This window comes from bacterium (assembly GCA_024228115.1).
GTDB lineage: Bacteria > Myxococcota_A > UBA9160 > UBA9160 > UBA6930.
In genome coordinates, this window is sequence record JAAETT010000085.1 from 25,610 (window position 1) to 37,737 (window position 12,128).

At 65.4% G+C, this 12,128-nt stretch carries 11 protein-coding genes; 6 read left to right on the forward strand and 5 right to left on the reverse strand.

All coding sequences use genetic code 11. The features are described 5' to 3' along the window. Window positions 1-28 precede the first annotated feature (28 nt). A complete protein-coding gene (locus GY937_04875) occupies window positions 29-910 on the forward strand; it encodes an LLM class F420-dependent oxidoreductase (protein MCP5056044.1) in 882 nt (293 codons plus the stop codon). A gap of 17 nt (window positions 911-927) precedes the next feature. Here the strand turns inward: GY937_04875 and GY937_04880 are convergent, their stop codons facing one another. Both GY937_04880 and GY937_04885 read right to left on the reverse strand, forming a co-directional pair. After that, on the reverse strand, window positions 928-2,400 hold the full coding sequence (locus GY937_04880; GenBank protein ID MCP5056045.1) for an NAD(P)/FAD-dependent oxidoreductase: 1,473 nt from the start codon (window positions 2,398-2,400) through the stop codon (window positions 928-930). A 15-nt stretch (window positions 2,401-2,415) separates the two neighbouring features. Beyond that, window positions 2,416-3,663 (reverse strand): NAD(P)/FAD-dependent oxidoreductase, encoded by a 1,248-nt coding sequence (locus tag GY937_04885; GenBank protein MCP5056046.1) that lies wholly within the window; start codon window positions 3,661-3,663, stop codon window positions 2,416-2,418. Window positions 3,664-3,776: 113 nt separating this feature from the next. On the opposite strand from GY937_04885, the gene GY937_04890 reads away from it, so the two are divergent. The 4 genes from GY937_04890 to GY937_04905 are packed head-to-tail and all read left to right on the forward strand — an operon-like array spanning window position 3,777 to window position 8,083. Then, window positions 3,777-4,031 (forward strand): acyl carrier protein, encoded by a 255-nt coding sequence (locus tag GY937_04890; GenBank protein MCP5056047.1) that lies wholly within the window; start codon window positions 3,777-3,779, stop codon window positions 4,029-4,031. A gap of 10 nt (window positions 4,032-4,041) precedes the next feature. Continuing rightward, entirely contained in the window at window positions 4,042-5,376 is a 1,335-nt protein-coding gene (locus GY937_04895; GenBank protein MCP5056048.1) for a hypothetical protein, read from the forward strand. Then, window positions 5,373-6,641: an FAD-dependent oxidoreductase gene (locus GY937_04900; GenBank protein ID MCP5056049.1), complete on the forward strand. Its 1,269-nt coding sequence runs from the start codon at window positions 5,373-5,375 to the stop codon at window positions 6,639-6,641. The genes GY937_04895 and GY937_04900 overlap by 4 nt, the downstream gene beginning before the upstream one ends. Next, window positions 6,638-8,083: an acyl--CoA ligase gene (locus GY937_04905; protein ID MCP5056050.1), complete on the forward strand. Its 1,446-nt coding sequence runs from the start codon at window positions 6,638-6,640 to the stop codon at window positions 8,081-8,083. Before GY937_04900 ends, GY937_04905 begins: the two co-directional genes overlap by 4 nt. 14 nt (window positions 8,084-8,097) lie before the next feature. Here GY937_04905 and GY937_04910 read toward each other — a convergent pair whose 3' ends face one another. Genes GY937_04910 through GY937_04920 form a run of 3 tightly spaced genes read right to left on the reverse strand, consistent with a single transcriptional unit; the run spans window position 8,098 to window position 11,098 of the window. Beyond that, window positions 8,098-9,474: a hypothetical protein gene (locus tag GY937_04910; GenBank protein MCP5056051.1), complete on the reverse strand. Its 1,377-nt coding sequence runs from the start codon at window positions 9,472-9,474 to the stop codon at window positions 8,098-8,100. Window positions 9,475-9,506: 32 nt separating this feature from the next. Continuing rightward, window positions 9,507-10,079: a tRNA-(ms[2]io[6]A)-hydroxylase gene (locus tag GY937_04915; protein MCP5056052.1), complete on the reverse strand. Its 573-nt coding sequence runs from the start codon at window positions 10,077-10,079 to the stop codon at window positions 9,507-9,509. Between the two features lie 44 nt (window positions 10,080-10,123). Further along, window positions 10,124-11,098, reverse strand: coding sequence for an aminoglycoside phosphotransferase family protein (locus GY937_04920; protein MCP5056053.1), 975 nt, complete (start codon window positions 11,096-11,098; stop codon window positions 10,124-10,126). Window positions 11,099-11,261: 163 nt separating this feature from the next. On the opposite strand from GY937_04920, the gene GY937_04925 reads away from it, so the two are divergent. Next, window positions 11,262-11,945, forward strand: a complete 684-nt coding sequence (locus GY937_04925) for a PEP-CTERM sorting domain-containing protein (protein MCP5056054.1) — start codon at window positions 11,262-11,264, stop codon at window positions 11,943-11,945. Window positions 11,946-12,128: the final 183 nt, after the last annotated feature.

The window sequence follows — 12,128 nt, forward strand, 5'->3', positions numbered from 1 at the left end:
GTCGCAGGGCGACAGGAAGGAAGCCCTCATGCGCATTGGTCTGCAGGTTCCGAACTACACCTGGCCCGGGGGCCCCGAAGCCTTGGCCGGGACGCTGCGGCAGATCGCCGAGACCGCCGATGAGGGGGGCTTCACCAGCCTGTGGGTGATGGACCACCTCTTCCAGATTCCCATGGTGGGCCCCGCCGAGACCGACATGCTCGAGGGCTACGGCGCGCTCCACTACCTGGCGGGAATCACCCGGCGGGTTCGGCTCGGCACGATGGTGAGCGGAGTGACCTACCGCCATCCGGGCGTGCTGGTGAAGACCGTGAGCACCCTCGACGTCCTCTCCGGCGGGCGGGCGACCCTGGGAATCGGCGCCGCGTGGTTCGACCGGGAGCATCGCGGTCTGGGCATCCCCTATCCGCCGCTCGGGGAACGCTTCGAGCGCTTGGAAGAGACCCTGCAGATTGCGGAACAGATGTGGTCCGAAGATGACGGGCCCTTCGACGGGCACCACTACCAGTTGGCCGAGACCCTCTGCGTTCCCCAGCCGCTCCAGCGCCCCAGGCCGCCGATCCTGATCGGTGGCATGGGCGAGCGGAAGACGCTGCGCCTGGTCGCTCTCTACGCCGATGCCTGCAATCTCTTCACCCACGTAGGGATGGATGAGCTGGCCCGAAAACTCGATGTGCTGCGCGGCCATTGCGAAGACGTCGAGCGGGATTTCGATGAACTCGAGCGCACCAGCCTATCGACGATTCAGATGGGCCCCGAGCATATGAGTATCCCGGACGTCATCGCTCATTTTCGGGAACTCGCCGATCTCGGCATCCAGCAGGCCATCGTGAACCTGCCCAACGTCCACGACATCGCCCCGCTCGAGACCCTCGCCAAGGAGATCATCCCCGAAGTCGGGGGCTTCTGAGCGCGAACGAGCGTCCGCTACGTCGCGTTCAGGATGGCGCGGGCGCATTGTTGGCCCGAGGTGATGACGCCCGTGATGCCGCCACCGGGCTGGGTCCAGTGGCCGGCGAGGTAGAGGCCACGTAGGGGAGTCGTAGGGGCCGGGCGGCTGGGGCCCACCTGGGCCGGGCTGAGGGCGAAGCCGTAGATCGCACCGGATTCGTTTCGGGTGTAGCGCTCCATGGTGCGCGGGCTCGCACCCTCGCAAAAGCGCAGACTGTCTCGTAGGCCCGGAATGCGTGCGGCCGCCGCGTCGACCAGGGTGTCCGTCAGCACTTTCTTCCGTTCGCGCCAGGGGCCACCACCGGCACCTAACAAGGTCGTCAGCACGAGGAGGTGCTCATCCGCGGGCGCAAGGGATGGATCGACGTGGGTTGGGATCGTGGCAGTGAACCAGCGCGGAGTTCCGGCCAATGCCGATGTGTAGGCGGCCTCGTGATCCGTCTCCTCGTAGAAGAAGGTCTCGTGGCTGGCTGGGGAGAGCGTGCTTCGTTCGACCGCCAGATAGGCGACAAAGGCAGAAATGGAGGGCTGCAAGCGTCGCAACTGCCGGCGGTAGCCGGCCGGAAGATGCTCCCGACCCACCAGTTCGAAGGCGGTCTGTCGGACGTCCGCATTCGAGATGACGACCGGGGCTTCGATGGGTTGGCCATTTTCGAGCACGATGCCCCGGACCGTGTCGCCTTCGACCGAGATCCGGCGCACCGGGCTGCGGAGCAGGATCTCACCGCCACGCTCTTCGATCCCATGGGCCAGGGCCTTGGCCAGGTTCTGGAAGCTCCCCTGGGCATAGGTGGCGCCGGCTTCCAGGTAGGAGACCAGCATCGTCGACCAATACAGGAAGGAGAGCTTGGAGGGCGGCAACCCCAGGTAGGGCCAGAGGGTCGTGAGGGCCGCGCGGGTGGTCGGATCCTGGACGTGAGCATCGAGCACGTTGGCGACAGTGGATCGGCGGTGGCGAAGCAGGGCCGGGAAGCGGCTTGGGTTCCGAAGGACCTCGGTAGGCGACGAAAGACGGGAGGCGCGGTCGGTTTCCCGGGCGATGTCCGCACATTCGGTGAGAAAGGAGCGGATGCCTTTTTCTTCCTCGGGAAAGGCTGCGACGTGGGCTTCGGCGAAGCCGTCCGGATCACCGGGAACGGCCAGGCAAAGGCCCGGAAGATCCACGGTGTAGAACGGCTCGACCGGAAGCCAGTTGCATTGGTCCGCCACGCCGAGATCCTCGAGCAGCGCTTCCACCCCGGCGCGGCCTACGACATGCACCGCTGAGTCGAAGAGATGCCGGCCTCGGCGAAAGGCGTGGGCGTACCCTCCGACCCGATCGTGGCGCTCGACGACCAGCACGCGTCGGCCCGCCTGGGCGAGGAGCGCGGCTGCGGTCAAGCCCCCGATTCCGCTGCCGACGATGGCAACGTCATAGCTCTCTCTCTGCGCTTCCGAGTGAAATCGCAAGGCAAGGACCGCGGGTCAGCGGATCTCCAGCTCGGCTGGATCGTTCCCAGCCAGGCCGTAGCGGCACATGAAATCGACCAGGCCCACGCTGTAGCGCTTCGTCGTGCCCTCGCCCGTGAAGATGCGCGGCATGTGCTTGCGGAAGTGGAAGTCCATCATTCGGCCGATCGGCGTATTCCGCACGTATTCACCGACCCGGAACAGCGTCAGCAGCTGGCCGCTGTAGTAGTAGTCGGCGACGCGCTGCCAGACCGTGAGGTTGCGAAGCACGTAGTCCTGGTATTTCTGCATGGCACGGTCGCCGCCTTTCAGCAGGGCCGCAGCCAGGAAATCAGCGCCCTGCATTCCGATCAGCATGCCGCTGGAGAAGACCGGGTCGACGAATCCGAATGCATCGCCCACGAGCGACCAATTCGGCCCGAACCCGCGCTCGGTGCGCAGTTGGTAGTTCTTGTAGCGCATGACGGGCGTCACACGCTTCGCGTCCTTGGACCACTCACGGGTGTTGGCATCGGCCTGGAGGTAGGCGTCGAATTGCTCCTCGGCGGTCTGCCCGAATTTTCGGATGAACTCGCTGCCGATCACCAGGCCGACCGAAACACGATCGCGTAGAGGAATCCGCCAGCCCCAGCCGTGCTCGAGGCGATCGGTATGGACATCGCCAGGGATTTTCACCGGGACGCCTTCGAGGTGGGCGTGCAGGGCGTCGTCCTTTCGCGCGCCTTCGATCGTCGGCAGGTCGAGGAGCCGGGCGATCAAGCGCGTTCGACCGGTTGCGTCGATGATCCAATCCGGTTTGCCGCCAAGGACGGGTAGCGCTGCTTCGAGGCTGGCCTCATCCAGGCGCAGATGCTCGCCATCGTCGCGCTCCAGGCCGGCGGAATGTTCGATCTGGTGGGCGCCTGCCTTCTTCGCGGCCTCCAGCAGGGTATCGTCGAAACGGGCGCGCGGGACGTTGTAGGAATAGGTCGTCTTGGTAGAGGGGGCTTCGTAGAATCTGAAGCTCATGCCGTCTTGGAGGCTGAAGGCGAAGGAAGCGCCGCCCTTGAACTGGCTGTAGGAAGAGACTTCCTTCTCGACGCCTAGCTTGCGCAGGTACGGCACGATCGCCGGCACGAGGGATTCGCCTACGATGATCGGTGGCCGCTTGCCGCGCGTGAAGAGCGCCACCTTAACGCCCGCGCGGGCCAGGTACGTGGCGACGGCTGAACCCGCCGGGCCGCCACCCAGTACCGCAACCTTTCGGATCGCTTGCTTTGCCATGGGTATCGACCGCCCTCCGTGGCACCGGAGTCTAGCCTCGGGTACGGAGGACGCGAGCGATGGGGCGTGCCGCCCCGTGCCATTCCCGAGCGGGTGCGCGAAACTCCGCGCCGATGTCGGATTGGACGCACGAAAAACTGACGGCCCGCGTGTTCGAGATTCTCCGGGATGAGCTGCTGGAAGTCGGCGAAGAGTTTACTCCTCGCTCGGACCTGGTTGGGGCGGGGCTCGATTCCCTCGCCGTCACCCAACTCATGCTCGCGATCGAAGAGAGCACGGGCGTCTGGGTGGACGAGAGCTTGCTCACGCCGGAGAATCTGGAAACGGCGGAGACCCTGGCCGCCTGCGTTCACGAGCAGTTGCAGTAGGCCTCGGGCGTTGTCCCCCACCGCCGCCTCTTCCATTCCGCTTACCGGCGCCGATTGTTTCCTGCGCGCGTTCGATGACGAGGTGCGCCGGCGGGCCGGAGCCAGTCATGCCTCGCAGTTGGTCCTGCGCCTCGGGCCGGGCTTCGATCTACCGGCCTTCGAGAAGACGCTCGCTGAAGCTGCTGCCGCCCATCCGATCCTGCACGCCCCGATTCGTCGGCGGATGGGCCTGGGCGCGCCGGCCTATCAGCTGGACCGTGCGCGAGCTGAGCATTCGCCGAGGGTGCAGACCCATCCGCATCAGGACGGCAGTGCTCTTCCGGAACTCTTCTTCGAGCGAATGAATGAGCGCTTCCGCGCCGAGCGCGGCGAACTGCTTCGGGTGGACGTCATCCCGCGTCCTCACGGTACCGATCTGGCCATGACGTGGCTGCACATGCTTCTGGACGGAGCGGGAAGCGAAGCCTTTGTGGAGTGGCTGGAACTCGTCAACCGGGGCGAACGCAAGATCCATGAGTTGCCACCCGACGACGTCGTCACCTCGCCGGGACTGCCGAAGGGGCTGACCTCCAAGGAGCGAGGGCGCCGCGCCACTGCGTGGCAAGCCTGGATGGCTTCGATGGCGGATCCTTGCCCGCGCTCCCTGGCCGGGCCGTTGACGAACGCGGCCCAGGACCTCCGCTACGACTTGCTCACGTTGGCCGAGGATGAGACGGAGCGCGCCACCGCGCGCGCCAAACAGAAGGCGGGCTTCCTGACTCCGATGCTCTTCTATCTGGCCTGTGCCATTCGTGCACACGATGCAGTGTTCCGGGCGCGGGGCATCGATCCGGGCGCCTTCGTCGTACCGCTGCCTGTGAACATCCGTCCAAAGGGCTCGGAGCACGCGATCTTCAGGACGCGGGTATCGCTGCTTTGGTTTCGGGTGTTGCCGGAGCAGGTCGTGGATCTCGATGGGCTGATCGGAGAGCTCAAGCGGCAACGGGTGGATGCGATCAAGGCGGGACGCATCGAGGCCGGCGTGATCGCGATGGATTACGCACGTTTCGCTCCCATGCGCGTCTACGCGCATATGGCACGGCGCGCGAAGAAGGGCGAGCTGTGCTCGTTCTTCTTCGCATTCACTGGAGAATTTGCCGGCGGGATCGATCGCTTCTTCGGCGCGCCGATCGAGAACGCCTTTCATGCGCCCCCGGTGCCGACATCGCCCGGCAGCAGCGCCGCGATGAGCTTGCGCGGCGGACGCTTGAACGTGAGCCACGTGCAGCAAGCGGGTTTGTTCAGCGATGAGGAGAGGGCGCTCTTCCAGCGAACGCTGCGAGCCGATCTGCTCGGCGAGACATGAGGGAGCGCTATGACGTCGGTGTCATCGGTGGTGGTTCCGCCGGCGTGGCAGCGGCCCTGGCGGCCGCGAGCGGCGGAGCGCGTACGCTGTTGGTCGAAGCCAGCGATCGCCTGGGGGGCAACGCCAGCCTTGCCCTGGTGCATACGATCTGCGGGCTCTACCTGCCAGCAAAGGATGATCTTCCCTATTTCGTTCACGCGGGGTTTCCGCGGAGGTTCTCCCAGAAGCTCTGTCGCAACGGCGTTGCCGGACTTCCGGAGCGCGCGGGCCGGGTCTTCTACCTGCCGATCGATCCGCTTGGTTATGCCCGCAGCCTCTCGGAGGAGGTAGCGGCCGAAGCAGGGTTGGACGTCGCGCACGGCGCCCTCGTCGAGAGCGTCGAGGAAACGGCCGCGGGCTTTCATCTGCAATTCGGCGCGGAGGCCGCGGAGGTGGGTCTGCTCATCGACGCCTCGGGGGACGCGGCGGCTGCATTGCGGCTCGGAGCGGAATGCAGCAACGATCCCGGTGACGGTTTGCAATCTCCTTCCTACATCGTCGCTCTCGAAGAGGTCGAGACGGCTGGCCTCGAGGGTTTTGCACGGCTGCAGCTGAGTACCGCATTGGCGGGAGCCGTACGACACGGTGAGCTCCCGGAGGGCTGCGAGTCCGTCGTCATCCGTCCCGGCCTCACGCCTGGCGAGGCCTACATCACGCTCGGAGTGCCGAAGCTCCCGGATCGTCCCTACGTTCCGCTCGATCCCGGTTACCGAAGTGTGCTCGAAGAGCAGGCCCGCCACGCAGCAGAGACGGTCATCGAGTTCCTGCGGAACACACGGGAGCCATTCGAAAAAGCACGTGTCACGGGCTGGCCCGAGCGCGTCGGCCTTCGAGAGACGCGTCGCCTCCGCACGCGCATCGAGCTGGATGCCGAAGACGTGCTGCAGGGCCGCCGTCGTGAGGACGAGGTTGCGCTCTCGGCCTGGCCGATCGAGATGTGGCGCGATCATCGCCGTGCGCGCTTCCGGCATCCATCCGGCCCCTGTGGTGTTCCCCTCGGTTCTCTCGTGAGCCGAAGTCATGAACGACTCGGCTGCGCGGGCCGGTGCATGGGCGGGAGCCAGGAAGCCCTGGGCGCATTGCGTGTGATCGGTACGGCCCTGGCCACCGGCGAGGCCATCGGTGCGGCCGCGGCGCTGGCGGCCGACGCGGGCAGCACGTTTGCCCAGGTGGATCCGATAGCCGTCAGGGAACGGACCTTCTCCGGAGCAGGGGGACCGAAATGACGGAGTCGGTCCTGGATGCCATTCGGGCGCAAGCGGACGAACACCCGAATGCCGTGGCTTGGATCGCCGATCGGGGGGAGGGTGGATCCGAGGCCCGGTGTTATGCCGAAATGATGCAACGGGTCGACGCGATCACGATCGATCTCGTCGCCGCAGGCATCGGGTCGGGCGAGCGCTGGGGGTTGATCGCGCCCCAGGGCGAGGAATTCATCGAGCAGGCGTTGGCGATTCTCGCCGCGAACGCATGTCTGGTCCCGATTCCCGAAGATACGGCGGGTCCGGCGCTCGAAGCCTTTGCCGAGCGCGCTCGCCTGCACGGCCTGGTGTGTCTCGGGCGGGACGGGAGCCTCGAGATGACGGCCCGAGAAGCACCGGGGGCACTCGATGGGCAGGGCGACGAGGCGTTTCGAGCGCTGCATCCGGCCTATCTGCGCTTCACGTCCGGAACCACCCACCGGCGGAAGGGAGTCATCCTCGGGCACGCAAGGATTCTGGAGCGTCTCGCGGCGGCCAACCGTGGCCTCGGCATCGGGCCGGGAGATCGCATCCTCTGGCTTCTGCCGATGGCCCACCACTTCGTGGTCTCGATCCTTCTCTACCTGCGCTTCGGGGCGACGATCCTGTTGCCGAAGAGTTCCCTGGCGAAGGATGTGCTGGCGTTTGCCGGGCGCGAAGAGGCGACCGTCTTCTACGCCTCTCCCTACCACTACAACCTGATGGCCAAGGATGCAGGCGAACAGCAGATGCGGGATGTCCGCCTGGCGATCTCCACGGCCGAAGGGTTGCGACCCGAAATCGCCGAGCGGTTTCGGGCGCGGTTCGATCTGCCCCTACGCCAGGCTCTTGGCATCATCGAGGTCGGTCTTCCCGTGATCGATCTCGCAGATCCGAAGCCGGGTGCGCTGGGCCGGCCCTTGCCTGACTACGATGTCTGGCTTCGTGTGGATGACGGCGCTGCCCTCGAGGAATCGTCACCCGAGCGCACCGGCGAAATCTGCATCCGCGGTCCGGGCCTCTTCGATGCCTACCTCGAACCGTGGACGCCTTCGGCCAGCGTGCTCGAGCCCGACGGCTTCCGCACCGGGGACCAGGGTTTCTTCGATTCTGAAGGCCGCTTGTACCTGGCCGGCCGGCGAACGAATCGCATCAACATGGCCGGCATGAAATTCTTCAGTGAAGAAGTCGAGGCGGTGCTCGACCGGCTTCCGGGAGTGCGCCGCAGTCGCGTCTCGGCACAGGCCCATCCCCACCTGGGCGAAATTCCCGTGGCGGAGCTCGAACTCGACGAAGGTGCCGACGCGCCGGAGCGCAAGGCTCTGATGGCCCATTGCCGGCAGCATCTCGCGACCTACAAAGTGCCGCGAAAGTTCGACGTCGTGGATGCGCTTCCCTTGACCGCGACAGGCAAACTCGAGCGGATTTCGGATTCACGGGAGGAATAACGAGCCCGATTCCGTCAGGCGGTACCCGTTGTTTCGATCCGGGCAAGGGCCCGGCGCGTGGAGGCGAGGCTCCACCCTTCACGGAGTGCAGACTCCGGAACGAAGGGCGCCTTTCGGATCGCCTCCTCCAGCGGGACCATTGGAAAATGACGATCGCGTAGGTGGTGGATGAAGCGAAGCGTGCGCAGCGCGTCGAATCGCTCGTGGTGGTGGCGGAGGCTCTGCGTGCGTCCGGCTTCGGCTGGACCGAGGGCGCCAAGTTCATCCAGGAGATCATGCAGAAGCGCGGCGTCGACATTGGCGGTGGCGAGGGTTTCGGCTGCGTGTTCGGAGAGGCAGTCGCGAAGGCTCCGGGTGGTTGAAACAAGGGAGCCCAGGGTACGAAGCCAGACCCCCAGCCACGTGAAGATCCGCGGGTCATAGGCGGGGTAGAACTCGTCGGCTTCGATGCGCTCGAGTTCCTTCTTGATCCCGGCGCCGGTACCGAAGGGAACGCGGCTCGAAACGCGGCCGCTCAGGAGCATGGGTTCGCCCCGCAGCGCGCCAACCGGCCCCAGCTTGGCGAGTTTCGCGAGCATGTGAAAATCTTCCGCCGCCTGCCGCTTCGGGAATCCGCGCACCTTTGCATAGGCGAGGGGAGAGAGCGCGAGTGTGCTGCCAATCGTGTGGAATGCATAGGGAGAGCCCGCGCTGCGAAGACCGAGAACGTAATAGCGGAGGAAGATCTCGTAGCGAAGTGCGGCCCGCGCGGTTTCGGGGTCGGGTTCCAGCACGTGACAGAAGTCGTAGGTGAACGCGGCAGGACCATCCTCGAGAGGGATCTCGCGAGCGGCCCCGAGCGGTCGGCTGAAGTAGTCGGCCGGAAAGGAGACGTCGGCGTCGCTGCAATGGATCCAGGGAGATTCGATTCTTCCGGCCGACCACAAAGCGAGCGCGACATCCGCACCGATCTTTCGCGCCAACCCGACGCCTTGCCCTTCGGGCAGGACTCGACCCGAACGGGTCCGATCGATGACCAGCAGATCGCCGCGCGGATGGGGACGGCGCGTCATGAACGTTCGCTGCCCGGTTGCTCCCGGCCCGACGTCGACCAACGCGGCCAGCGAATCCTGATTGGCTTCGCATATCCACTCGGGAGATGACTTCGTGTCGTTGACCACGACGATGATCAGGATCTCTCCGCTGGGTCCCTCCGGAACACCAGAAAGTGTCTGTAGCAGGCCCTCGCCCTCGCCGTGGGAGGGAATGCAGAGCACGTGGCCGTAGCGCCGCGCCTCGGGCAGGCACGCGCGGATCTGTCCAGCCTCGGGCTCGGCCCACTGCTCCAGGTACTTCCGGACTGGCTTCCAGGCCGCGGCTTCCCTGGCCGACGCTGCAGCAACCGGCTTCATCGTCTGAGCGTCATCGCAAAGCCCGTCCCATCTCAGTGGAGCGCGGGCCGAATCGCCAGGCCTTGGAGGATCTTTGCTTCCGCGATCACCAGTGCTTCCAGACGTTCTTCGACGGAGGCCCGGGGGAAATACTCGTTTGCCAGCTCGATGAAGAGAGCATCGTGCCTGGCCTCCGACGCGGTGATCTCGCGATAGAAACCTTGCAGTGGCGGATCTGTCAGCGCCTCCGCGATCAGGCCGAAGCGTTCGCATCCTCGCGCTTCGACGATTCCGCTCACCAGGAGTCGGTCGAGGAAGTAGTCGTCCCGTCCACTGCGAATCTCCGCTCGCAACGCCCCGACGTAGGGATCCTTGGTGTCGCTTCCCAGGACGAGTCCGCGCTCCGCGACCCGTAGATAGACCTGGTAGAAGTGCTCGAGTTCCTCACGCGCCAGATCCATCATCGCTGCCACCAGCCGTTGGCAATCCGGATAGTGGGTGATCAAAGAGAGGGCTACCGCCGACGCCTTGCGTTCGGCTGCTGCGTGGTCGAGCAGGAACGCATCGAAGTCCGCCAGGACCGCGCTGAGCCAGGCCGGCGATGACGCGGCTCGCAGGGTGATCATGACGGGCAGGGTAATCCAACTGCGCCAAGGGCCGCAGGCGAACGCTAGAGATTCCCCATGGCGGCGAGCGCTCCAGCGCGGGCTTCGTCGAAGGTGCCGACGCCCCGGGCATCGAAAGCGGGATGCGTTTCCCGCTCGAGCTTCAGGGCGAGTGATACGGCGTGGATGCACTCGAAGACGGCAGCGAGTTCCGGATCCAGGCCCCGTGCTGGTGCGTAGCCCTTCCAGAAACGCGATCGCAGCGTCGGGAAGCTGGCCCGGTGCTCGCGCCAGATCGTCGGCCCCCATTTCTCGAGATCGAATTCAGCGAAAGGATGGTCGATGACGGCTGTCTGCCAGTCGATCACGCCCGTCAGCCGGAACCCGTCCTCCGGTTCGACCAGGAGCTGAGCCTCGTGGAGATCACCGTGGATGGGAACGAGCGGGAGCGCCCGGGTGCAGGCGAGGGCGTCACGCAGGCGGGAGGTCTCGGTGGCATCCAGCCTCAGGCAGGCGCGGATCTGATCCGCCGTATCCGCCACGCTGAAGCGATCTCCGACCAGCGTGTCCATTCTCGTGAACGGCTCCGTGTCGGGAGGTCGTCGTCGCGGCAACGGCCCGGGCTCGACCTCCTGCCAACGCCCGGCCAACGCACCGAGGCGCTCGGCGATCGCAGCCAGCACGATCAGATCCGCCCCAGCCAGTCGTCTCTCGAGCGGGATCCCCGGCAAGCGACGAATCGCGACGATGGGGTAGGGCGCCAACCCAACGTCTCGCCATACATCGAGCAGGGTTGGAATCTCGCCGAGGTGGGCGGCAGCAAAGACGCGGAGACCTTCGATCTCGCGCTCCATGGCTTCGACCATCGATGCGTTCCGCGGAAAGAGGAACGCGCGATCCGGCGTGAGCAGGACGAGCTTGCTCCATCCGACGAAATCGGCCGTCAGTTCCTCGTCCGGATCAACGCCGGTGACCTGGAAGAAGCGCTCGACGTGTGGCGGCGAGATGACGGCCAGGAGCGGGTGGTCACGGGACAGCAAGTACCGATGGTGGGCGACGCGACGGTTGCGTCAACGCCGGAAGGCATCTCAGCTGACAACGCGGACGGGAACACGAATTCCCCTTTAAATCCAGCCGGGTGCAGCAATGTGTGACATTTTCGGCCCGCCCGAACCACGCTTCTTCTCTGAGACGGAGAGAAGAATGCTGAGACGACGGCTGAGAACCGCCCAACAGCGGGTCCGAACCATCCACCTTGCTCTGGCGCCTCTGGCGCTATTGGGAACGTTGTTTCTCGCCGCTCCCGGGGCGGCTCTCGTGATCGATTTCGAGGCGGCGCCGAACGGTTCCGACGCCGCTTCGTTCGATTGGGGCGGGGTCGCAGTCAGCTCCGCGCTGGTCCTCGACGAGACCACCATCGAGGCCCTCACGCTCCATTCAGCGGTTGGGACCTGGGCGACCTCCGGCAGTCAGGGCCTGTTCAACAGTCTCGCTCCGGATTTGAGCTTCACGTCGGCCGTTCCGTTCACGGCGTTCTCGCTCAGCTTTCTCAGTCTCCCCAGGCCAGATCAGGGGTACTACCAGTTGCTCGCCCAGCTCTGGTCGAATGGTCAGCTGGTCGACGAGTTCCTGAGCGATGGGCAGACGACCGGTGACAGCGGTCTGCACGAAGGCGTCTTCTCCGCCAGCGGCTTTCAGGCCGATCGCCTGGTGATCCAGGCCGTCGAGCAGACGAGCTGTGCTCTCTGCCTCCAGCCGCCTCTCGCTGTCCGCGACAGTTTCTTCGTGGACGATCTGCAGCTCCAGACCGTTCCCGAGCCGGCAACGGCAATGATTCTGCTGCTCGGAGCCGCCGGCGTGGCCGCCCGAGCCAGGAGGCTTCGATGATTCCGTTGTCCAAACCCTGTCGGCGCTTCAGCAAGGCTGCCATGCTAGTCCCTTGTATCGACCAAAGGCGGAAGTGTTGTCATGCTAAGCACTGCGTCCCCCGCAGCCAATCGGTTCTCGCCGTGTCGCGGGCCGATTCATGGGGCCCGTATGTCGAAGAAGCGGTATCGGATTGACTTGACG